Origin of the sequence: Microlunatus capsulatus (assembly GCF_017876495.1) — a bacterium.
In the GTDB taxonomy this organism is placed as follows: domain Bacteria; phylum Actinomycetota; class Actinomycetes; order Propionibacteriales; family Propionibacteriaceae; genus Microlunatus; species Microlunatus capsulatus.
This window is the reverse complement of sequence record NZ_JAGIOB010000001.1, coordinates 1,389,481-1,411,196: the sequence shown is the minus strand read 5'-3', so window position 1 is coordinate 1,411,196 and position 21,716 is coordinate 1,389,481. Positions and strand designations below refer to the sequence as shown.

At 74.3% G+C, this 21,716-nt stretch carries 22 protein-coding genes; 11 read left to right on the top strand and 11 right to left on the bottom strand.

Annotation, left to right across the window (positions count from 1 at the left end):
* Positions 1–2: 2 nt before the first annotated feature.
* The 5 genes from JOF54_RS06515 to JOF54_RS06495 all read right to left on the bottom strand — a co-directional run bounded on the left by JOF54_RS06515 (position 3) and on the right by JOF54_RS06495 (position 5,456).
* Positions 3–1,112, bottom strand: coding sequence for an LLM class flavin-dependent oxidoreductase (locus tag JOF54_RS06515; protein WP_307803898.1), 1,110 nt, complete (start codon positions 1,110–1,112; stop codon positions 3–5).
* A 59-nt stretch (positions 1,113–1,171) separates the two neighbouring features.
* Positions 1,172–2,008: an SRPBCC family protein gene (locus JOF54_RS06510; RefSeq protein ID WP_210054048.1), complete on the bottom strand. Its 837-nt coding sequence runs from the start codon at positions 2,006–2,008 to the stop codon at positions 1,172–1,174.
* Positions 2,009–2,081: 73 nt separating this feature from the next.
* Positions 2,082–3,023, bottom strand: a complete 942-nt coding sequence (locus tag JOF54_RS06505; RefSeq protein ID WP_210054045.1) for an acetamidase/formamidase family protein — start codon at positions 3,021–3,023, stop codon at positions 2,082–2,084.
* On the bottom strand, positions 3,020–4,459 hold the full coding sequence (locus tag JOF54_RS06500; protein ID WP_210054043.1) for an APC family permease: 1,440 nt from the start codon (positions 4,457–4,459) through the stop codon (positions 3,020–3,022). The genes JOF54_RS06505 and JOF54_RS06500 overlap by 4 nt, the downstream gene beginning before the upstream one ends.
* Positions 4,460–4,565: 106 nt before the next feature.
* Complete coding sequence (locus JOF54_RS06495; RefSeq protein ID WP_210054041.1) at positions 4,566–5,456, bottom strand: proline iminopeptidase-family hydrolase; 891 nt, start codon at positions 5,454–5,456, stop codon at positions 4,566–4,568.
* Between the two features lie 117 nt (positions 5,457–5,573).
* Here JOF54_RS06495 and JOF54_RS06490 point away from each other — a divergent pair, with 117 nt between their 5' ends.
* The 3 genes from JOF54_RS06490 (at position 5,574) to JOF54_RS06480 (ending at position 8,054) form a co-directional block, all read left to right on the top strand.
* Entirely contained in the window at positions 5,574–6,326 is a 753-nt protein-coding gene (locus tag JOF54_RS06490; RefSeq protein ID WP_210054039.1) for a FadR/GntR family transcriptional regulator, read from the top strand.
* A gap of 61 nt (positions 6,327–6,387) precedes the next feature.
* Positions 6,388–6,825 carry a ChaB family protein gene (locus JOF54_RS06485; RefSeq protein WP_210054038.1) on the top strand — a complete coding sequence of 146 codons (438 nt, stop codon included), beginning with the start codon at positions 6,388–6,390 and terminating at the stop codon, positions 6,823–6,825.
* Positions 6,822–8,054, top strand: coding sequence for a saccharopine dehydrogenase family protein (locus JOF54_RS06480; protein ID WP_210054035.1), 1,233 nt, complete (start codon positions 6,822–6,824; stop codon positions 8,052–8,054). The genes JOF54_RS06485 and JOF54_RS06480 overlap by 4 nt, the downstream gene beginning before the upstream one ends.
* 15 nt (positions 8,055–8,069) lie before the next feature.
* Here the strand turns inward: JOF54_RS06480 and JOF54_RS06475 are convergent, their stop codons facing one another.
* Together JOF54_RS06475 and JOF54_RS06470 are read right to left on the bottom strand one after the other, a co-directional pair.
* Positions 8,070–9,875 (bottom strand): GH39 family glycosyl hydrolase, encoded by a 1,806-nt coding sequence (locus tag JOF54_RS06475; protein WP_307803897.1) that lies wholly within the window; start codon positions 9,873–9,875, stop codon positions 8,070–8,072.
* Positions 9,836–10,468, bottom strand: coding sequence for a Maf family protein (locus tag JOF54_RS06470; RefSeq protein WP_210054033.1), 633 nt, complete (start codon positions 10,466–10,468; stop codon positions 9,836–9,838). The genes JOF54_RS06475 and JOF54_RS06470 overlap by 40 nt, the downstream gene beginning before the upstream one ends.
* A 78-nt stretch (positions 10,469–10,546) precedes the next feature.
* On the opposite strand from JOF54_RS06470, the gene JOF54_RS06465 reads away from it, so the two are divergent.
* Positions 10,547–11,515 (top strand): aldo/keto reductase, encoded by a 969-nt coding sequence (locus JOF54_RS06465; protein WP_210054031.1) that lies wholly within the window; start codon positions 10,547–10,549, stop codon positions 11,513–11,515.
* On the opposite strand, the gene JOF54_RS06460 is transcribed toward JOF54_RS06465, so the two are convergent.
* From JOF54_RS06460 to JOF54_RS06450, 3 genes are all read right to left on the bottom strand, one after another.
* A complete protein-coding gene (locus JOF54_RS06460) occupies positions 11,451–12,569 on the bottom strand; it encodes a hypothetical protein (RefSeq protein WP_210054029.1) in 1,119 nt (372 codons plus the stop codon). The genes JOF54_RS06465 and JOF54_RS06460 overlap by 65 nt on opposite strands.
* 142 nt (positions 12,570–12,711) lie before the next feature.
* Positions 12,712–12,936 (bottom strand): acyl-CoA carboxylase epsilon subunit, encoded by a 225-nt coding sequence (locus JOF54_RS20785; RefSeq protein ID WP_210054027.1) that lies wholly within the window; start codon positions 12,934–12,936, stop codon positions 12,712–12,714.
* Positions 12,933–14,519, bottom strand: a complete 1,587-nt coding sequence (locus JOF54_RS06450; RefSeq protein WP_210054025.1) for an acyl-CoA carboxylase subunit beta — start codon at positions 14,517–14,519, stop codon at positions 12,933–12,935. Before JOF54_RS06450 ends, JOF54_RS20785 begins: the two co-directional genes overlap by 4 nt.
* A gap of 109 nt (positions 14,520–14,628) precedes the next feature.
* Here JOF54_RS06450 and JOF54_RS06445 point away from each other — a divergent pair, with 109 nt between their 5' ends.
* From JOF54_RS06445 to JOF54_RS06415, 7 genes are all read left to right on the top strand, one after another.
* A complete protein-coding gene (locus JOF54_RS06445; RefSeq protein ID WP_307803896.1) occupies positions 14,629–15,447 on the top strand; it encodes a biotin--[acetyl-CoA-carboxylase] ligase in 819 nt (272 codons plus the stop codon).
* Positions 15,448–15,606: 159 nt separating this feature from the next.
* The gene (locus tag JOF54_RS06440; protein WP_210054021.1) at positions 15,607–17,022 is read left to right on the top strand and encodes a phospholipase D-like domain-containing protein; all 1,416 of its coding nucleotides are present in this window, start codon (positions 15,607–15,609) and stop codon (positions 17,020–17,022) included.
* A gap of 48 nt (positions 17,023–17,070) precedes the next feature.
* Complete coding sequence (locus JOF54_RS06435; protein WP_210054019.1) at positions 17,071–17,580, top strand: PH domain-containing protein; 510 nt, start codon at positions 17,071–17,073, stop codon at positions 17,578–17,580.
* A 106-nt stretch (positions 17,581–17,686) separates the two neighbouring features.
* Positions 17,687–18,145, top strand: a complete 459-nt coding sequence (locus JOF54_RS06430; protein WP_307803895.1) for a GtrA family protein — start codon at positions 17,687–17,689, stop codon at positions 18,143–18,145.
* A 65-nt stretch (positions 18,146–18,210) separates the two neighbouring features.
* The gene (locus JOF54_RS06425; protein ID WP_307803894.1) at positions 18,211–19,380 is read left to right on the top strand and encodes a 5-(carboxyamino)imidazole ribonucleotide synthase; all 1,170 of its coding nucleotides are present in this window, start codon (positions 18,211–18,213) and stop codon (positions 19,378–19,380) included.
* Positions 19,373–19,909, top strand: coding sequence for a 5-(carboxyamino)imidazole ribonucleotide mutase (gene purE, locus JOF54_RS06420; RefSeq protein ID WP_210054017.1), 537 nt, complete (start codon positions 19,373–19,375; stop codon positions 19,907–19,909). Before JOF54_RS06425 ends, purE begins: the two co-directional genes overlap by 8 nt.
* 3 nt (positions 19,910–19,912) lie before the next feature.
* Positions 19,913–20,701, top strand: coding sequence for an EI24 domain-containing protein (locus JOF54_RS06415; protein ID WP_210054015.1), 789 nt, complete (start codon positions 19,913–19,915; stop codon positions 20,699–20,701).
* On the opposite strand, the gene JOF54_RS06410 is transcribed toward JOF54_RS06415, so the two are convergent.
* Positions 20,690–21,700, bottom strand: coding sequence for a LacI family DNA-binding transcriptional regulator (locus tag JOF54_RS06410; RefSeq protein ID WP_307803893.1), 1,011 nt, complete (start codon positions 21,698–21,700; stop codon positions 20,690–20,692). The genes JOF54_RS06415 and JOF54_RS06410 overlap by 12 nt on opposite strands.
* Between the last annotated feature and the right edge of the window lie 16 nt (positions 21,701–21,716).

Genomic DNA, 21,716 nt, shown 5'->3' with positions numbered 1-21,716 from the left:
GGTCAGCGGCGGACGGCCGCCCGGCTGAGCAGCTCGAGGGTGGCCTCGCGGGCGGGGGAGCGGTCGGCCGGGTCGTGCTCCGAGGAGCCGGCGACCGGGTGCACCATCACCTCGTCGACGCCGAAGCGCCCGGCCAGCTCGGTGAGCTGGGCCAGCGCCGTCTCGGGCGTCCCGACCACCCAACGGGTGAGCATCTGCTCGGCCAGCGCGGCGTGGGACTCGGCGAGCACGGTGCGCTCGGCCTCCTCCACGCTCAGCTGGGCCTTGAGCTCGCCGCCGGTGCGCAGCGCGACCATGGCCAGCAGCTGCGGACGGGCGAGCCGCTCGGCCTCCTCCTGCGTCTCGGCGACGACGGCGTTGACGGTGAGGAAGGTCTGCGGCGCGGCCAGCTGGTCCGAGGGCCGGAAGGACGAGCGGTACAGGTCGATGATCTGCGCGGTGCCCTCACCCGAGAAGTGGTGCGCGAAGACGTAGGGCAGGCCCTTGGCCGCCGCGAGCCGGGCGGAGTAGTCCGACGAGCCCAGCAGCCAGACCGCGGGGACGCCGGCCGCCTGCGGGGTGGCGCGCAGCGGGTAGCTGCGGCCCTGCAGCTGCAGGCCGACGCCCTCGGGCGCCAGCATGGCCAGCACGTTGTCGACGACCTCGTCGAAGCGGTTGGCGTCGGCGGTCTCGGGGCCGTTGTGGCGCAGCGCGTAGCTGGTCACCGGGTCGCTGCCGGGGGCGCGGCCGATGCCGAGGTCGATGCGGCCGGGGTGCGCGGCCTCGAGGAGGGCGAACTGCTCGGCGACCACGAGCGGGGCGTGGTTCGGCAGCATGATGCCGCCGGAGCCGACCCGCATCGTCGACGTGGCCGCGGCCAGCATCGCGATGAGGACGGGCGGGTTGGTCGAGGCGACGGCGGCCATGTTGTGGTGCTCGGCCACCCAGTAGCGCTTGGCGCCGGCGGCCTCGGCGACCCGGGCCAGCGCGATCGTCGCCCGCAGGGCCTCGGAGGTGGTCTGCCCGGCACGGACCGGGATGAGGTCGAGGACGGAGAGCGTCAGCGGCCGGTCGCCGTCCGCGGTGCCCTCCCGCGTCGGAGGTCCGGAGGTGGAGTTCAGCAGCGTCGTCACCCCAGGGCCAACCGGCGGCCGGGGAGGGCTATTCCCCGGCGCCGGTCGGCCCGGCCGGCTCAGGCGTCGGTGCGGCCGGCGCCCGTCGGGTCGTCCATCCCGTCGGTCCGCACCCCAGCGGTGCCCGGGGGCAGCGGCGCCGGGTCCAGCGGGTCGACCGAGGCGACCGGGGTGGCGGGGGCCTCGGTGGCGTCAAACGCCGTGTCGACGGGCTGGGTGTCGACGGGCTGGGTGTCGACGGGCTGGGTCTCCACCGGCGCCGGGGTCACCGGGACCTCGTCCGCGTCGTCCTTGCGGCCGGCGGCGACGGCACCGGCGGCGACGGCGGCCGCGGCGGCCGCCACCCCGACGCCGGCGGCGACGGCCTTGCCGGAGACGCCCGCCTTGCCGTCGTCACCGCGGGAGGCGGCGGCGTGCTCGACGCCGGGGGTGCCGACGTGGCCCTCGCCGGCGACGGTCCCGCGCCAGGCGCCGGTGGCGTAGCCCTCGGACTCGACGAACGCCTTGAAGCGCTCGAGGTCGCCCTTGGCCTGCCGCTCGACGACGTCGAGCGCGTCGCCGACCTTCTCGACGACGCCCTCGGGCTCGTACTCGAGGAAGAGGTTGACCCGGGTGCGGCCGCCCAGGTCCTCGAAGGTGACGGCGCCCGCGTTGGTGGCGCCCTCGGTGGCGGCCCAGGCGACGCGCTGGTCGGGGACCTGCTCCAGCACGCGGGCGTCCCACTCGCGCTTGACGCCGGCGATCTCGGCGACCCAGTGCATGCGGTCGTCGCCGAGCTGGGTGACGCTCTGGACGCCGCCCATGAAGTGCGGGAACTCCGCGAACTGCGTCCACTGGTTGTAGACCGTGCGGACGGGGAGGTTGACCTCGATGGACGTGTCGACGGTGGTCGTCATGTCGCTCCTTCGGCTCTGAGGGGTGGTGCTTCCACACCTCCCCGTACCCCTCGCCCGCGCGGTCACACCGCCGTCAGCGCCGGGCGCCCGCCTCGAGGACGTCCTTGGCGATCCGCGCGAGGGTGACGGCCCCGACCGCGCGGAACGGGTGCAGCGGGTCGGGGTCGACCGAGCCGGTCGGCCCGCCCAGCTCGGTCGGCGCCAGGGCGCTCATCACCACGTAGGCGTCGTGCGGGTCCCAGCCCCGCTCGTCAACGAGCACCGAGAACAGCGACTCGTACGCCATGGTGACCGACTCCTGGACGGGGTCGCCGAGCCCGACGCAGACGTACTCGGTGCCGGTGTCCAGCTGGGGGCCGCGGATGCTCCGGCCCTTGACCACGTCGACGCTGACGGTCGCCCGGCCGGCGATCTCGACGGCGACGAACGAGGACTCCCCTCGCGCCATCACCGCGTGGATGTCGCCGACGCTCAGCAGCGCCCCGGGCACCTGCACGGGCAGGTAGACGGTGGTGCCCGGTGCGGCGTCGGTCAGGTCCATGTTGCCGCCGGTCGGCAGCGTCGGCATCACCGTCGAGCCGTCCCGGTCGGCCGGTGCCACCCCGAGGCAGCCGATCATCGGCGCGACCGCGCAGTCGATGGTCGGCGTCAGCTGCGCCCGGCCGTCGCGGACCGGGATGCGGCGGACGAAGAACTCCGGCCCCATCCGGGCGGCCAGCGCGCCGGCCCCCGGGATCGAGACCGACCAGCCCTGCTCGGCCAGCGCGATGGCGTGGATCGTGACGGCCAGGACGTCGCCCGGCTCGGCGCCCTCGACGAACACCGGCCCGGTGACCGGGTTGATGGTCGCGGTGACCTGCGCGAGGTCGCCGAACTCCTCCATCTGGGCGTAGGCGAGGTCGTCGGTCTCGAAGGTGATGCGGTCGCCGGCACCGGCGCGCACCGTCAGCACGGGCGGCTGCGACGCCGAGAACGCGGCGGCGGCGAGGTCCTTGGTCAGCAGGTGGTCGGTCATCGGACGGGTCCCGCCTCGGCGTCGCGGGCCGGGACGGACTCGGCCTCGCGGAAGGGGTCGGCGGCGTGCTCGGCGAGGACGCCGGTGCCCTTGCGGACGTAGTAGAGCAGGACGAGCGCGCCGATGCCGAGCCAGATGACGCCGCCGATCTTGGCCAGCGGGTCGGCGTTCCACAGCACGAAGCCGATGATCGCGAAGCCCAGCACGGGGACCACCCAGTGCAGCAGGACGTTGCTGCTGCGCCGCTTGACCGCGTAGTAGCCGACGACCGAGACGTGCAGCAGCAGGAAGGCCGTCAGGGCCCCGAAGTTGACCAGCGCCGAGATGACGTCGATCTTGCCGACGAAGAACAGGCCGAGCACCAGCGTCAGGCCGCCGACGACGAGGATCGCGCGCTGCGGGGCCTTCGTCTTCGGGTTGATGTGGGCCAGGAAGCGGGGCAGCCGGCCGTCGCGGCTCATCGAGAACAGCAGGCGCGAGGTGGCGCTCTGCGCCGCGACCGCGTTGGCGATGCCGACGGCCAGGGCGTTCATCGCCAGGAAGGCGACCTCCCAGCCGCTGCTGCTGATCGAGCCGACGATGGAGAAGAAGGCGTTGTTCGCCTCGTCCTCGCCGAACTCGGTGACCCCGGGGACGAGCATGGCGGCCAGCCAGGTCTGGGTGACGAAGAACAGCGCGACGAGCACCAGGCCGGTGATCATGGCGATGCCGGCGGAGCGGCGGCCGCCCTTGGCCTCCTCGCTGAGGGTGGCGATGCCGTCGAAGCCGAGGAAGCTGAGGACGGCGATCGAGAGCGCGGCCGCGGCCAGGCCGGGGGTGAAGAGCTCGGCGTTGAACAGCGGGGTGGTGGTGAACTCGGCGCCGCCGACGCCGCGGGAGATCGCGACGACGGCCATGATCACGAAGATCACGACGAAGACCAGCTCGGCCGCGAGGAACAGCCGGTTGACGATCGCGGTGAAGGAGATGCCGACGTAGTTGATCGCGGTGTTGACCAGCAGGAACACGACGATCCAGACCGGCTTGGGGACGCCCGGGAAGATGCCGCCCATCGACTCGGCGGCGAAGACGTAGAGCAGCGTCGGGACCAGCAGGTAGTCCAGCAGGATCGTCCAGCCGGCGAAGAAGCCCAGCACGGGGTGCAGGCCGCGGCCGACGTAGGAGTAGACCGAGCCGGCGATCGGGAACGCCTTGGACATCTGGGCGTAGGACAGGGCGGTGAAGATCATCGCCACCAGCCCGATCAGGTAGACCAGCGGCACCATGCCCTTGGCCTCGTTGTAGACGACGCCGAAGATCGCCCACGGGGCGATCGGCACCATGAACACGAGGCCGTAGACGATGAGGTCGGTGGTGGAGAGCGTGCGGTTCAGCTCCTGGCGGTAGCCGAACTCGGCCAGGTCACGAGACCCCTGGTCGGTGGGGTGAGCGGTCATGGGACGTCCTTCTCGAGGGCGGGCAGGGTGGTCACCGGTCGCTCGACGTCGGGTCGGCCGGTGCGGGTGGGGCCGGGTGCTGCGGTGGCGGGCGCGCGGGAGCGCGTCAGTCGTGGTCGCGGAGGAAGGCGCCGACGACTCGGCGGAACTCCTCGGGCTCCTCGACGTGGGGCATGTGGCTGGACTCGGCGAAGACGTGGCTGCGGACGTCGGGGATGCGCTCGACGAAGGGCGCCCACACCTCGGGCGTCGCCTCGTCGTAGCGGCCGGCGACGACGAGGGTCGGGACGCCGATCCCGCCCAGCCGGTCGACGACGCTCCACTCCTGGAGGCTGCCGATGACGTGGAACTCGCTGGGCCCGTTCATCGTGTGGTAGACGGTCGGCTCGGCGTCGATCTGGGCGAAGCTGTCGACGACCTCCTGCGGCATCGGCTGCACCCGGCAGACGTGCCGGGCGTAGAAGACGTCGACGGCGGCGTGGTACTCCGCCGAGTCGGTCGTGCCGGCCTCCTCGTGCTCGGTGAGGGTGCGCTGCACCTCCGCCGGCAGCTGGGCGCGGAGCCCGTTCGCGGCGGCCAGCCACAGCGGCATCGAGGCCGGGCTGTCGCAGATGGTCAGCGAGGCGATGCCGGCGTCGTCGGCCAGCACGACCTCGGGCCCGAGCATCCCGCCCCAGGACTGACCCAGCAGGTGGAAGCGCGACCCGATGCCCAGGGCCTGCACCACGGCCCGGAGCTCGCGCACGAAGAGGTCGACGGTCCAGAACCCCGGGTCGGCGTCGGGCAGGTGGGTGCTGCGGCCGCAGCCCAGCTGGTCGTAGTGCACGACCGCCCGGCCGTCCTGGGCGAGGTCGGCGATCCGCAGGGTGTAGTCGTGCGCCGCGCCCGGACCGCCGTGCAGCACCACCAGCGGCGCCTGCTCGGCGTCGGGGTCGAGGCGGCCCGTGACCCGGTACCAGGTCCGGTGGCCCTCGAACTCGACGTGGCCGGTGGTCACCGGCGGCTCTCCTAGACTGCTCATCCCTGCCCTCCCGAGGAGCGGACACCCGTTCGCCGCGCAGTCAAACACGTCAAAGGTGTGGTCACAATACCTTTAGAGCCGGAGGACCACCTGGTGGACGCCGACGCCCCGGGACCGGGGCCCGACCCCGGCCTCGTCGGCCTCACGCGGGCCACCATGGCGGGCAGCGTCGCCGAGCGCCTGGTGACCGCCATCGCGGTCGGCACCTACTCCCCGGGCGAGCGGCTGCCGCCCGAGCGCGAGCTGGCCACCCGGCTGGCCGTCAGCCGGGTGACCGTGCGCCAGGCGCTGCAGCGGGTCACCGAGCTGGGCCTGGTCGAGTCCCGCCGTGGCCGCGGCGGGGGCACCTTCGTCACGGCGGTGGCCTGGCACGAGGTGGCGCCGGAGGAGGCCCGCCGGACGCTGGAGGTCGAGCTGCCCCGGCTGCGCGAGCTGTTCGACTACCGCTGCCTCGTCGAGGGCATGATCGCCCACGCCGCCGCCCGCCGCCGGACCGCCGCCGACGTCGAGCAGCTGCAGGCCGCGCTCGAGGAGTTCCGCCGGACGGGGGAGGACATGGCCGTGGCCCGGGCCCTGGACCGGCGGTTGCACGGCCTCGTCGGCGCGGCGGCCCAGAACCGGCACCTGGTCGCCCTCAGCGCGCACCTGACGACGGCGGCGACGCTCGGCTTCGGCGCCGAGCCCTACGAGCCCGACTTCTTCGTCCGCGCGCTGCACGAGCACGAGGAGCTGATCGGGGCCGTCGTGGCGGGGGACGCCGCGCGCGCCCAGGAGGTCGCGACGGCGCACTTCGCGCTGACCTACGTGACGATGGAGCACAGCCTGCGCCGGGCCGTCGAGGGCTGAGCCCGCCCCTGCGGGGGCGCACGGCAGGATGGGTGGGCACCCCGTCGACGAGGAGGATCCCGTGCCCAAGACCACGAAGTCCGGTGAGCCGATCGAGGACGAGCTGCCCAGCACGCTGCAGCGCTCCGACGCGAAGGCCCAGGCCACCTACGCCAAGACCCACGACTCCGCGCTGGAGAGCTACGACGGCGACGAGCGCGCCGCCAACCAGGTGGCCTTCGCCGCCCTCAAGCACACCCACGAGAAGGTGGGCGACCACTGGGAGCCGAAGGCCGAGAACGGGCCCTCCGACGCCCAGGCGGAGGGCGACCGCAGCACCGAACGGGAGACGGCGGGCGGCGTCGACGCCAACGCGTCGAAGAAGCACCTCTACGAGCTGGCCACCCGGCTGGAGATCAGCGGCCGCTCCACCATGAGCAAGGACGAGCTGGTGGCGGCGCTGCAGAAGGCCAACGACCGGGCGAGCGCGCGGGCGCGCAAGGACGCGGCCGGCTCGTGAGCCCGGACGTCCGCCCGCACCAGCTGGTCCTGCTCGGCGCGACCGGCTTCGTCGGCCGGCTCACCGCCCAGCACCTCGCCCGCTACGCCCCGCCCGGCCTGCGCGTCGCCCTCGCCGGGCGCTCGGCGGACCGGCTGGCCGCCGTCCGCGACGAGCTCGGCGGCTCGGCCGCCGACTGGCCGCTGGTGGTCGTCGACGTGTCCGACGCCGACGCCGTGGCCGACCTCGCCCGCTCGACGCGGGTCGTGCTGAGCACCGTCGGGCCCTACCTGCACCGCGGGCTGCCCCTCGTGCGGGCCTGCGCCGAGGCCGGCACCGCCTACGCCGACCTGACCGGGGAGACGCTCTTCGTCCGACGCAGCATCGACGTCGCCCACGACGCCGCGCGGGCCTCCGGGGCGCGCGTCGTGCACGCCTGCGGCTTCGACTCGGTGCCCTCCGACCTCGGCGTCGGGCTCACCGCGGCCCGCGCCGCCGCCGACGGGGCGGGGACGCTGACGCAGACGGTGCTGCACGTCCGCTCGGCGCGCGGCGGGGTCAGCGGCGGCACCGTCGACTCGCTGCGCCAGCAGGTGCTGGAGATGCGGGCCGACCCCGACGCCCGGGCGCTCGTCGGCCGGGCCGACGCCCTCGTCGACCAGCCGCGCCGACGCGCGCGGTCCGTCCAGGGCCGGCACCGCCCCGTCAGCCGCGACCCCACCACCGGCGTCTGGCAGGCGCCGTTCGTCATGGGCTCGTTCAACCGGCAGGTCGTGCTGCGCAGCGACAGCCTGGCCGGCTTCCCCTACGGCCCGGAGTTCCGCTACCGCGAGGTCGTCGACACCGGGCGGGGCCCGCTGGCCGTCGCGGCGGCCGCCGCGCTGGCCGGGGTCACCGCCGCCCTGGTCGCCGGGCTGTGGACCGCCCCGGGCCGCGCGGTGCTGGACCGGGTGCTGCCCGCCCCGGGCACCGGTCCCGGGGAGCGCACCCTCGCAGGGGGCCGGTTCCGCGTCGAGGTCGTCGCGGGCACCACCAGCGGCGCCCGCTACCGGACCGTCGTCAGCGCGCCCCTGGACCCGGGGTACCGCGGCACCGCGGTGATGCTGGGGGAGTCCGGGCTCAGCCTGGCCCTGGACGAGCTGCCCGCGGCGAGCGGCGTGCTCACGCCGATGACGGCGCTGGGCCGCACCCTGCCCGACCGGCTCCGGCGGCACGGCTTCGTCCTGGAGACCGAGCGGCTGCCGGGCTGACCCCGGGCCACGGCGTCAGCGCGGCCGCAGGACCAGCAACGAGACCGACGGCAGCGGCAGGTCCACGACCAGCGCGACCGTGCCCTCCTGGGGCGTGACGTCCCGCGGCGGGGCCAGGGCCTCGAGGCCCTGCCGCGCGTGCAGGGCGGCCAGCTGCTCCGGGGTCGGGTCCTGCGGCGAGCCGAGGTCGCGCCAGACGCTGTGCGCGTTGCTGTGCTCCGCGTCGACCCGGTGGTGCTCGAGGCTGTACCGGGCGGCGTCGAGGCCGGTGACGGCGACCTGGACGGGCGTCGCGTGCTCCGCGGTCCGGTACTGGTCGTCGGTGTGCCGCCAGACCAGGACCGCGACGGTGCCGTGGTCGTCGCGGCTGGCCAGCACGTCGACCTCCTCCGGCATGCTGGCCCCGCCGACGGCGTCCAGCGCCGTCACCGGCCACGCCGCCGACGAGCGGGCGCCCAGCCGCCGGGAGCCCAGCAGCGCCAGCATCCGGTAGGCGTTGAGCAGCGGCTTCTCCACCCGGCCGGCGGTGAGGAAGGCCCGGGTGCCCTCGAAGTAGCGCTCGCCCTCGAAGTAGAAGGCCCAGGCGGTGGCCTGCTCGACCCGCACCGTCTCGGTGTCGTCGAGGTCGAGGACCTTCTTCATCAGCTTCACCTGGAACACCGGGTGGTACTCGGTGTTCTGGAAGCCGAAGTTCGCGTTGTCGTAGACGCCCTGGTGGGCCGGCACCCCCGCGTCGCACTCGTCGACGACGGCGGGCAGCCCGCGGTACTCCTCGAACTCGGCGACCACCCGCAGCAGCCGGCGGATCTCGAACAGCATCTTGGTGGCCGAGGGGCTCTGCTGCTCGGGGGCGGGTCCGCCGGTGGGGCCGTAGACCCGCCAGGGCGTGAAGGCCGAGCCCTTGGTGTGGAACGAGACGAAGTCCACCGGCGTACCGCGCTCTGAGGTGTGGGCGAGGAAGCCGCGGAGGAAGTCGACGCCGCCGCCGGTGACCGCCGGTCCGCCGACCCGGGCGCGCGGCAGCACCCGGCGGACGGCGGCAGCCGTGACGTCGTAGAGGGCGTGGAACTCCTCGGGCGTGCCGCGCCAGTAGAAGATGTCCGGCTCGTTCCACAGCTCCCAGAGCCAGCCGTCCACCTCCTCGGCGCCGTAGCGCTCGAGGCAGTGCTGCGCGTGCGCGGCGACGAGGTCTCCCCAGCGGCCGAGGTCGCGGGGCGGGTAGGCCCAGGCGCCGGCCTCGTAGCTGCTGTAGACGGTGGGGCTGTCCTGCAGCACCAGCTCGGCCGCCCGGTCGGGCAGCAGGTCGCGCGGGGTGAAGGCCAGCTCGACGAGGACGTGGTGGCCGGCGCCGACGATCGCGTCGTAGACCTCGTCGACGATCGTGAAGTCGTAGGACGGTCGGCCGTCGGCGTCCTCGTGGTAGACGTTGCCGCTGCCCCAGTGCGGCAGGCCGAACCCGGTGCCCGAGCAGAAGACGTAGTGCGGGCGGACGAGGTAGGGCCCGCCCGTCAGGTCCCCGAACGTCTGCAGCAGCCGGCGGCCCGTCGGGGTGGCGGTCCAGTTGATCTCGTCGTAGCCGATGCTCTCCCAGATCCGCCGCAGCGGGCCGCGGTCGTCCTGCGCGTCCACGGTGACGGCGGCCGCGGTGACGTGCGGGGCGGTGGGGTCGCTGGGCGCGGCGGAGGGGAACGGGCTGTCACCGGCGGAGCCGGTGCCGGGGTCGTGCCCGCCGGCGGAGCCGGTGCCGGGGTCGTGCGCGCCGGCGGCCGGCGGGCCCGCGGTCACCGCGGGGTGCCGCCGCTCGCCCAGAGGTCGGTCCACTGCACGTCGAGGTCGAGGAGCAGCTCGCGCAGCAGGGGCAGGCTGAGGCCGACGACGTTGTGCGGGTCGCCCTCGACGGCGGTGACGAAGGCGCCGCCCAGGCCGTCGACGGTGAAGGCGCCGGCCACCTGGAGCGGCTCGCCGGTGGCGACGTAGGCGGCGATCTCGGCGTCGCTGACGTCAGCGAAGTGCACCCGGGTGGAGGCGACGGCCCCGCGGGTGCGGTCCGGCTCGCCGCGGGCGATGAGGTGGTGGCCGGTGTGCAGGACGCCGGAGCGGCCGCGCATCGACCGCCAGCGCGCGGTGGCCTCCTCGGCGGTGCCCGGCTTGCCGTGGGGCTCGCCGTCCAGCTCGAGGACCGAGTCGCAGCCCAGCACGAGCAGCGGACGGCTGCCCCTCGGCGGCGGCAGCGTGGCCGCGACCGCCTCGGCCTTGAGCACCGCCAGCCGGCCCGCGAGGGCGGGGACGCTCTCGGCGGTGACGACCTCCTCGTCGACGCCGGAGACCACCACCTCCGGCTCGACGCCGGCGGCCCGGAGGGTGGCCAGCCGGGCGGGGGAGGCCGAGGCCAGGACCAGGCGGGGCGGCGTCATGGGCGTCAGCGTAGCCAGCGGACGCGGGTCCCCGACCGGCCGCTTCGCCCGGCAGGGGCGGTGGCTACGGTGACGGCCATGGACTACGTGAACCTCGGAACGACGGGCCTGCAGGTCTCGAGGATCTGCCTGGGCTGCATGAGCTTCGGCGAGCCGGAGCGCGGGAACCACCGCTGGACGCTGCCGGAGGACGAGAGCCGGCCCCTGCTGCGCCAGGCCGTCGAGGCCGGCATCACCTTCTTCGACACCGCGAACGGCTACTCGGCGGGCAGCAGCGAGGAGATCGTCGGCCGCGCCCTCGCCGAGCTGCTGCCGCGCGAGCAGCTGGTCCTGGCCACGAAGGTCTTCGGCCAGATGGCTGATGGCCCCAACGGCGGCGGGCTGTCGCGCAAGGCGATCCTGTGGCAGGTGGACGAGAGCCTGCGCCGGCTCGGCACCGACTACATCGACCTCTACCAGATCCACCGCTGGGACCCGCGGACGCCGATCCTGGAGACCCTCGAGACGCTGCACGAGCTCGTCCGCTCGGGCAAGGTCCGCTACCTCGGCGCGTCGTCGATGTGGGCGTGGCAGTTCTCGAAGGCGCAGTACCTCGCCCGGATCCACGGCCTGACGCCGTTCGTCTCGATGCAGGACCACTACAACCTCCTCAACCGCGAGGAGGAGCGCGAGATGCTGCCGCTCTGCGCCGACCTCGGCGTCGGGGTGATCCCGTGGAGCCCGCTCGCCCGGGGCAAGCTGACCCGCCCGTGGGACGAGAGCACCGCGCGCAGCGAGACCGACGAGTTCGGCAAGAAGCTCTACCGCGAGGAGGACCGCGGCATCGCCGAGACCGTCGCCGCGATCGCCGAGGAGCGCGGCGTGCCGCGCGCGCAGGTCGCCCTCGCCTGGGTGCTGGCCAACCCGGTCGTCACCGCGCCCATCATCGGCGCCACGAAGGCGGGCCACATCGACGACGCGGTGGCCGCCGCCGACCTGGTCCTCACCGACGAGGAGAAGGCCCGCCTGGAGGAGGGCTACCAGCCCCACGCGGTCGCGGGCTTCTAGCGCGGACGTCCCTCCTGCCTCGAGAAGGAGGCCGTGCGGCTCGAGAGGCCTCCACGAGCGGCAGGACCTCCTTCTCGCGCGGAGCGACGCGCCAGCGGTCGCGGGTGCGGTCCCGGGCGAGGGCGTGGGTGCGGGCGGCCCGCAGGCGGTGGAGCAGCTGGGTGCGGTGGCGGACGAGGTCGGCCCTGTCGACGCGGGTGACGAAGAGGCCGGTCCGCTCGAGGAGCTCCTCGCGGGCGTTGTCCTCGCGGTGCTGGTCGACGTCGCGGTGGCCGCCCCGGCGGGCCGCCGTGGTCCACGAGGCGCCGTCGTACTCGAGGACGAGGCCCGCCTCCTCGTCGAGCAGGTCGGGGATGCCGACGACGGCGCCCGACGCGTCGAGGACGGTCGGGTTCACGAGGGGCTGGGGGTACCCGAGGTTGAGCACATAGGCCATCCGCAGCCGTGACTCCCACGGGCTGCGGGCCCCCGTCGTCGCGAGCGCGACGGCGCGGCGGGCGCCGACCACGCCCCGGGAGCGTCCCGCTCCCTCCACGCCGGCGACGAGCTCCGCGGGGGTCACGAGCCCGGCCGCGAGGAGGAGGTCGAGCGCCACGACCGCCTCGGTGACGTCGGGTGCCCACCGCGCCAGGTCGACGGCGGTGCGCACGGCGGAGGTCACGCGGAGGCCCGCCACCACGACGGAGGCCACCTCCTCGCGCGCCTGGTGGTAGCGCAGCTGCGCGCTGTCGCGCCGGTGCAGACCGGGTGGCAGGTGGACCGGCACGGGCCGCGGCCGCAGCGTGTGGTCGTCGAGCCCGTCCATGAGGTCGACACCCTGGACGAAGGCGGCCGCCCAGCCGCCGATCACCGCCCCGGGCGGGAGCGCGCTCGCCGCGTCGAGGATCCGCTGGGTGGGGGTGAGGGCGACCTCGGCGGTGGGGACGTAGAACCCACGCGTCGCCCGCCGCCACCGGGGCCCGTCGAGGACGTGCCGGGTCGCGCCGGTGCCGAGGAGGTCGCGCGCCGCCCGTGGCGCCACCGCCGACCGCAGCTCCCGCTGGAAACGCCCCACGCGCCCACCGTGCCCCGCCCGCACCCCGTCAACACTCTCGTCCACAACCCTCGCGGTCGAGAAGGAGGTCGGCGCGCTCCAACGCGTCGTCCGACCGGGAGGGCCTCCTCCTCGGCGGCCGAGCGGCGAGCGAGAGGTGGGGTCAGCGGGGTCGGGCCGAGGCCACCCAGGCGCCGGGGCCGGGGGTGAGGGCCGGGCGGCCCTGCCGGGCGGCGACGGCCCAGGCCGAGGGCGCCGGGGGCGGGGCGGGCGGCGCGGAGGCCGCCGCGGCCGCCGTCAGGACCACGACCACCGCCGCGAGCTCCTCGGCGCTCGGCGCTCCCGCGACGACGCTGATCGCCGGGGGAGCGTCCTGCTCGGCGCTCACAGCGGGATGTTCCCGTGCTTCTTGGGCGGCAGGGTCTGCCGCTTGGTCCGGAGCAGGCGGAGGACCCGGGTGATCTCGACCCGCGTCTCGTGCGGGCTGATCACGGCGTCGACGTAGCCGCGCTCGGCGGCGACGTAGGGGTTGGCCAGCTCGTCGTCGTACTCGGTGATCAGCTCGGCGCGGCGGGCGTCGGGGTCCGGGTGCCCGGCCAGCTCGCGCCGGTGGAGGATGTTGACCGCGCCCTGGGCGCCCATCACCGCGATCTGCGCCGTCGGCCAGGCCAGGTTGAAGTCGGCGCCGAGGTGCTTGGAGCCCATGACGTCGTAGGCGCCGCCGTAGGCCTTGCGCGTGATGACCGTGACGAGGGGGACCGTCGCCTCGGCGTAGGCGTAGATCAGCTTCGCGCCGCGGCGGATGATGCCGTTCCACTCCTGGTCGGTGCCGGGCAGGAAGCCGGGCACGTCGACGAATGTGAGCACCGGGATGTTGAAGGCGTCGCAGGTGCGGACGAACCGGGCCGCCTTCTCGGAGGCGTCGATGTCGAGGCAGCCGGCGAAGTGCAGCGGCTGGTTGGCCACCACGCCGACGGAGCGGCCGTCCACCCGGCCGAAGCCGATGAGGATGTTCGGCGCGAACAGCTCCTGCACCTCGAGGAAGTCGCCGTCGTCGAGGACGCGGCGGATCACCTCGTGCATGTCGTAGGGCTGGTTGGGCGAGTCGGGGATGAGGGCGTCGAGGTCGCGGTCGTCGTCGGTGACCGCAGGGGACGGCTCGTGCTCGACGACCGGCGCCTCCTCGAGGTTGTTCTGCGGCAGGAAGCCGATGAGCGCCTTGACGTAGTCGATGGCGTCGGCCTCGTCGGCGGCGAGGTAGTGCGCGTTGCCGGACTTCGTGTTGTGGGTCCGGCCGCCGCCCAGCTCCTCCATCGTGACGTCCTCACCGGTGACGGTCTTGATCACGTCAGGGCCGGTGATGAACATCTGCGAGGTCTGGTCGACCATGACGACGAAGTCGGTCAGCGCGGGGGAGTAGACGTGCCCGCCGGCGGCCGCGCCCATGATCAGCGAGATCTGCGGGATCACGCCGCTGGCGTGGGTGTTGCGGCGGAAGATCTCCCCGTACAGGCCGAGCGAGACCACGCCCTCCTGGATGCGCGCGCCACCGCCCTCGTTGAGGCCGATCAGCGGGCAGCCCGTCTTGAGGGCGAAGTCGATGATCTTGACGATCTTCTCGCCGTACACCTGGCCGAGGCTGCCGCCGAAGATCGTGACGTCCTGGCTGAACACGCAGACCGGCCGGTCGTCGACCGTGCCGAAGCCGGTGACGACGCCGTCGCCGTAGGGGCGCTTCTCCGCCATCCCGAAGGCCGTCGAGCGGTGCCGCGCGAACTCGTCGAGCTCGGTGAAGGAGCCCTCGTCGAGCAGCAGCTCGATCCGCTCGCGGGCGGTCAGCTTGCCCTTGGCGTGCTGCTTCTCGACGGCGGCGGCGGACCCGGCGTGGACGGCCTGCTCGATGCGCTGGTCCAGGTCCGCGAGCTTGCCGGCGGTGGTGTGGATGTCCAGAGCGGGGTTGGCGTGGTCCATAGGCGGCACCCTAGCCAGTTCCGGCGCGGACCCGCGCCGCGGTCGAGCCGTGGCCGCGACGTCGGCGGGCGGTCCCGGCGGGCTAGGGTCGCCGCGTGCGGGGTGCGAGGTGCTGAGCGGGGACGTGCTCGACGCGGGGGTGCTGCGGCGCGAGCTGCTCCGCCCCGGCGGGCTGTGGAGCGGCGTCGACGTCGTCGAGCGGACCGGCTCCACCAACGCCGACCTCGCCGCCCGGGCGCGGGCTGGCGCCCCCGGCGGGACCGTGCTCGTCACCGACTTCCAGGACGCCGGCCGCGGCCGGCAGGGCCGGACCTGGGTGGCCCCGCGCGGCACCAGCGTCGCGATGTCGGTGCTGCTGCGGCCGGCCGACGTCGACCCGGCCCGCTGGACCTGGCTGCCGCTGCTGGCCGGGATCGCCGTCGTCGAGGGCCTGCGCCGGACCGCCGACGTCCCCGCCCTGCTCAAGTGGCCCAACGACGTCCTGGTCGACGGCCTCAAGGTCTGCGGCATCCTCGCCGAGCGGGTGGAGACCCCCGACGGGCCGGCGTGCGTCGTCGGGGCCGGGGTCAACGTCTGGCTGGCCGCCGACGAGCTGCCGGTGCCGACGGCCACCTCGCTGGCCCTGCTGGCGGAGCAGCGCGAGCCCGGCTCGTGCCCGCCGTCGCGGAACCTCGTCATCGCCACGGTGCTCGCGGCCTTCGAGCTGCTGTACCGGCGCTGGGAGGTCCTCGACGACGACGCGCCCTTCGCGGCGTCCTACCTGCGGCGCAGCGACACCCTCGGCCGGCAGGTCCGGGTGCACCTGGCCGGCGACGTCACCGTCGAGGGCCGGGCCGAGGCGCTGGACGCCGACGGCCGGCTGGTCGTCCGCACCGCCGAGGGCCTGCGGACCTTCGGGGCGGGGGACGTCGTCCACCTCCGGAGCTGAGCCGTGACCTCCGCGGCGGAGGTCTCCATCGGGTCTCGGTGGCCTGTCGGATTGCGCGGATGTCAGCGCGGGTAGTTAGCCTTCCGAGATCACCGCGGTCGGGCCGCTCGGCGGAGCCGGTCGCGGTCGCCCGTCCGACGACTCTGGAGCTCTCCCGCTGTGCGACCCCGAAACCGTCTGATCCCGGCCCTCGTCGGCGCTCTCGCGCTGGCCCTGGTGGCCCCCGCGCTGGCGCTCGTGTCGCCCGCCCCGTCCGTGCCGGAGGCCGCCGCGGCCACCGACACCTACAAGGTGGCGCCCGCCCTGGTCTTCAACGACCCGACCGGCAGCCTGGCCAAGCACCGCCGGATCATCGACAAGGTCGAGGACGCGATCGACCACGCGCCGCCCGGCTCGCGGATCCGGATGGCGCAGTACCTCTTCGACCTCGACAGCACCGCCGACGCGCTGGTGCGGGCCTACGCCCGCGGGGTGGACGTCCAGCTGCTGATCGACGACTACCCCATCTCGCCCCAGACCCAGCGGATGCGCAAGACGCTCGGCACGAACAAGAAGGCGAAGAGCTACGTCGCCCGCTGCGTCAACAGCTGCATGTCCAGCAGCACCTCGGTGATGCACGCGAAGTTCTTCCTGTTCTCCCAGTCCGGGGTGTCGAAGACCATCTCGATGGTCAGCTCGGCGAACCCCTACACGGGCAACAGCAGCGTCAGCTGGAACAACATGCACATCCTCGTCGGCGACGCGAAGATCTACGCCTCGCTGGACCGCTACTTCACCGACATGCTGGCCGACCGCGACCAGCCGAACTACTACCGCACCACCACCAGCGGGAAGAACAAGCTCTACTTCTTCCCCCGGCTGGCGGTGAAGGGCACGGCCGACGTGCCGATGCTCGACGTGCTGAACAACGTCCGCTGCACCGGGATGTCGAAGTCCTACGGCAGCGAGGGGCGCACCGTCGTCCGGGTCGAGCAGTGGGGTTGGAGCGCGGCCCGGCTCGACATCGCCCGGCGCGCCTGGAAGCTGCACGACTCCGGCTGCAAGGTCTCGGTGATCATCAACAAGTTCAACATCAGCCCGAAGGTCCTGCAGGTGCTGCTGAAGCCGAGCGCGCGCTACGGGCAGATGACGGTCTACGACGCGGGCATCGACCAGAACAAGAACGGCAAGCGGGACAAGTACATGCACCACAAGGTGCTGATGGTCAACGGCCGCTGGTTCAGCCAGAGCAAGAAGGTCGTCTACACCGGTTCGGCGAACTTCACCGGCACGGCCCTGCTGGCCAACAACGAGATCATCATGCGGGTCCTCGACAACGCGACCTACGACGCCTACTACAAGAACTTCAACTACATCCGGAACAACTGGACCAAGCGGATCACCAAGGCGCCGCCGGTGCCGGTGGCCACGGCGAAGAAGTCGGTGGCGGCGCAGGTCGAGCGCTCGCTGGAGACCCGTCTGGCCACCGCGCCCGACACCGTCGACCCGCTGCAGGTGCCCGTCGACCCGGCGCAGGACCGGGCCCGGCTGGCGCCCACCGCGCCGGGCGCGGTCGAGCCCGGCGGGGGTCGCTGATCGCTCGAGGACCACGGCCGGGGTGGAGCCCTGTGCCACCCTGGAGGTGTGGGACTGCCGCCGAAGCTGCTCGGGACCGACGAGTACGAGGTCCTGCACACGCGCACGCACGCCAAGGCGATGGTCCTGCCGGCGCTCGCGCTCGTGCTGGTCGGGGCCGGCGTCGGGGCCGGGGCCGCGCTGGTGCCGGGGGACTGGCGCCCGGGCGGGCAGGTGGCGATCGCCCTGCTGGGCCTGGTGCTCGCGGTCTTCTGGACCGTCCTGCCCTTCCTGCGCTGGCGCACCACCACCTACACGCTGACCAACCGCCGGCTCGTCACCCGCAGCGGCATCGTCAGCAAGACCAGCAAGGACCTGCCGCTCAGCCGCGTCAACGACGTCTCCTCCGAGCGCAGCCTGTCCGACCGGGTGCTGGGCTGCGGGACGCTCAACGTGCAGACGGCCAGCGAGGCCGGGGTGATCGCCCTGGTGGACGTGCCGGAGGTCGAGCACGTGCACCAGACCATGACCCAGCTGCTGTTCGGGGCCGACGACGAGGGCTGGCCCGCGCACGCCTGAGCCGCGGCCGGCCTCGCGCGCCGGCGACGGGGAGCCGCGCCGCTACGATGTCCGCGGCCGGCCGGTCGCCGACGGCCGGGACGCACCGACCCCGAGGATGCACGCCGTGGCCGACGACCTCCCGCTGCCGCAGCCCGTCGAGCTGCCGCTGGGCGAGCGGACGAGCCCGCTGGGGCTGCGCACCCAGCTGGTGCGCTTCGTGCTCACCGGGGGCCTGTCGGCGGTCGTCGACTTCGGGCTCCTCGTCACCCTGATGGCCCTCGGGCTCGGGCACACCGGCGCCAAGGCGCTCTCCTTCGTCGCCGGCACCACCACCGCGTACCTCATCAACCGCCGCTGGACCTTCCGGGCGGAGCCGTCGAGGCGCCGGTTCGCGGCCGTCGTCGTCCTCTACGCCGTCACCTTCGCCCTCCAGGTCGGCCTGTTCAGCGTCCTGTTCGACGCGCTCACCGACGCCGGACTCGGCCGGCTCGCCGTCCAGGTGGTGGCCTTCGTCGTCGCCCAGGGCGTCGCGACGACGGTCAACTTCGTCGTCCAGCGCGGGCTGATCTTCCGGCTGCGCTGACGGCGGCCCGCGGGCACCGCGGGCGGGACCGGCCGGCCCGGTCGCGGCGGCTAGGCTTCCGGCCCGTGACCACCCCTGCTGCTCCCGGCCCCCGCCCCTTCGTGGTGGGCATCATCGGCGGCGGCCAGCTGGCCCGGATGACGTACGCCGCCTCCATCGGGCTGGGCGTCGAGGTCCGGCTGCTGGCCGAGGGGCCCGACGTCTCGGCCGCCGGCGTCGTGCACGACGTCACCGTCGGCGACTACACCGACCCCGCCACCGTCAAGGCCTTCGCCGCCCGCTGCGACGTCGTCACCTTCGACCACGAGCACGTGCCCGGCGGGCTGCTGCGCGAGCTGGAGGACGACGGCGTCGTCGTCCGGCCCGGGGCGGCCGCCCTGCTGCACGCGCAGGACAAGGCGGTGATGCGCGAGCGGCTGACCGCGCTGGGGCTGCCGTGCCCCGCCTACCGCGTCGTGGCCGACGAGGACGCGCTGGTCGCCTTCGGCGACCAGCAGGGCTGGCCGGTGATCGCCAAGACCTCGCGCGGCGGCTACGACGGCAAGGGCGTCTGGAAGCTCGGCTCCGCCGCCGACGCGGGCCTGCCCTTCGCCGACCTCGCACCCGGCGTGCAGGTGGTGGCCGAGGAGTTCGTCGACTTCGCCCGCGAGCTCAGCGCCCTCGTCGTCCGCTCGCCCTCGGGCCAGGCGGTCGCCTACCCGGTCTCGGAGTCGGTGCAGCGCGACGGCGTCTGCGTCGAGACCGTGACGCCGGCGCCCGGGCTGGACCCCGACCAGGCCGTCGCCGCCGAGCTGCTGGCCCTCACCGTCGCCCACGAGCTGGAGGTGGTCGGGCTGCTCGCCGTGGAGCTGATGCAGCGCCGCGACGGCAGCGTCGTGGTCAACGAGCTGGCCATGCGCCCCCACAACACCGGGCACTGGACGATCGACGGCGCCCACACCTCCCAGTTCGAGAACCACCTGCGCGCCGTGCTCGACCTGCCGCTGGGCGACCCGGCCACCCGGGCGCCCTGGACGGTGATGGCCAACGTGCTGGGCGGCACCGTCGAGGACCTGCCCTCGGCCCTGCTGCACTGCTTCGCCCGCGACCGCCGGCTGCGCGTGCAGCTGTACGGCAAGTCCGTCCGGCCGGGGCGCAAGGTCGGCCACGTCACCACCTACGGCGACGACCCGGCCGAGACCCGCAAGCGCGCCCGGCACGCCGCCGCCTACCTGATGGGGGACCCCGATGCCTGAGACCGAGACCGCCCGGAACGAGACCGCCGGCGCGCCCCGCGTCGGGATCGTCATGGGCTCGGACTCCGACTGGCCCGTGATGGAGGCCGCCGCCGCGGCCTGCGCGGAGTTCGGCGTGGTCTACGAGGCCGACGTCGTCTCCGCGCACCGGATGCCCGACGCGATGCTCGCCTACGGCCGGACGGCGCACGAGCGCGGCCTGCAGGTGATCGTGGCCGGCGCGGGCGGGGCCGCGCACCTGCCGGGCATGCTCGCCGCGGTCACCCCGCTTCCGGTCATCGGCGTGCCCGTGCCGCTGCGCCACCTCGACGGCATGGACTCGCTGCTCTCGATCGTCCAGATGCCGGCCGGGGTGCCGGTGGCCACGGTCTCGATCGGCGGCGCCCGCAACGCCGGGCTGCTCGCCGTCCGCGTCCTCGCCGCCGCCGACCCGGCGCTGGCGCGCGCGATGCTCGCCTTCCAGGAGGACCTGCGGGCGGCCGCCGAGGCCAAGGGCGCCCGCGTCCGCGGTGCCGTCGCCGGGGCCTGACCCGTGGCCGCGCCCGGTGAGGCCCTGGCCGGGGTCGGCCTGCTGGGCCGCGGGCTGGGCCTGGTCGCCCGTCGGCCGAGGCTCTTCCTGCTGGGCGCGCTGCCGCCGCTGATCACCTCCACGCTGTTCGTGCTCGTCCTCGTGCTGCTGGTGCGCCGCGGCGACGTCGTCGTCGACGCGCTGACCGGCTTCGCCGACGGCTGGGCGCCGGGCCTGGCGACGCTGGTCCGGGTGCTGGTGGCGGTCGCCCTGCTGGGCGGGGTGGTGCTGCTCATGGTCATCACCTTCACCACGCTCACCCTGACGCTGGGCGCGCCGCTGTACGACCTCATCTCCGAGTTCGTCGACCGCGAGCTGCCGGGGCCGCCGACGCCGGCGGAGGAGGGCTGGACCTCCTCGCTGGGCCGCGGGCTGCGCCAGTCGCTGGCCATGGTCGCGGCCTCCGCCGGCTGCGCCGTCGCGCTGTTCGGGGCCGGGTTCGTCCCCGTCGTCGGCCAGCTGGCCGTGCCGGTGGTGTCGGCGCTGGTCGGCGGCTGGCTGCTGGGCGTCGAGCTGGTCGGCCCCGGGCTGGAGCGGCGCGACGTGCTGACGCTGCGCGGCCGCCGGGCGCTGATGCGCCGCCGCCGGGCCCGGGTGCTGGGTCTGTGCGTGCCGACCTTCCTGCTGCTGGCGGTCCCGTTCGTCGGCGTCGTCGTGTTCCCCGTGGCCACCGCGGCGGGCACGCTGCTGGCGCGGCAGCTGCTGGGGGAGCCGACGGCGGAGGCGTCCCCGCCCGGCTCCTCAGCCGGCTGAGGGGACCGGGGCCGTGCTGCCCCGCACGACGAGCCGGGGCGTCGAGTCCAGGTGCGCGGCGGGCGGCGCGCCCTCGAGCAGGTCGAAGAGCCGGCGCGCGACGTGCGCGCCGAGGCCCATCACGTCGTGGCTCATCGCCGAGAGCTGCGGGTGGGTGATCTCGCACAGCGTGGAGTCGTCCCAGGCCAGCACGCTCACCTGCGACGGCACCGCGACGCCCAGCTCGGCGAGCGCCGACAGCGCCGCGACCGCCATCAGGTCGTTGTCGAACATGATGGCCGTGGGCGCGTCCGGCCCCTCGAGCAGCGCGCGCGTCCCCGTGCGCCCGCCCTCGGCGGAGAAGTCCGCGACATGGATCCGGCCGACCGCCCCGTGCGCGGCCGCGGCGGCCAGGAAGGCCCGGTCGCGGATCTGGACGTGGCTGAGGTCGTCGAGCCCGCTGACCCGGGCGATCGCGACGTGCCCGAGCCCGACGAGGTAGGCGACCGCGGCGTCCATCGCGGCGGTGTCGTCGGTCCAGACGGTGGTGGAGGCGGCGGTGACGCTCGGGTCGGCGACGAAGACGGCGGGCAGCTCCAGCGCGGCCAGCAGCGGCAGCCGGGGGTCGTCGACGCGCACGTCGACGACGACCACCGCGTCCACCCGGCGCTCGGAGGTCCACTTGCGGTAGGTCTGCAGCTCGCTGTCGAGGTCGACGCACACCTGCAGCAGCAGGGCGTAGGAGCGGGTGCTGAGCACCGACTCCAGGCCGGCGACGAACTCCATGTAGAAGGGCTCGTTGGCCAGGGTCCGCGGGTCACGGGCCAGGACCAGGCCGAAGGTGTCGGTCCGCGACCCCGACAGCAGCCGCGCCGTCCGGTTCGGCGCCCAGCCCAGCTGGTCGGCGACGGCGAGGATGCGGGCCCGGGTCTCGGCCGAGACGCCGGGCCGGTTGTTCAGCGCGTAGGACACGGCGCCCTTGGACACGCCGGACCGGCGGGCGATCTCGTTGATCGTCACGCGGTTCACGCTGCGG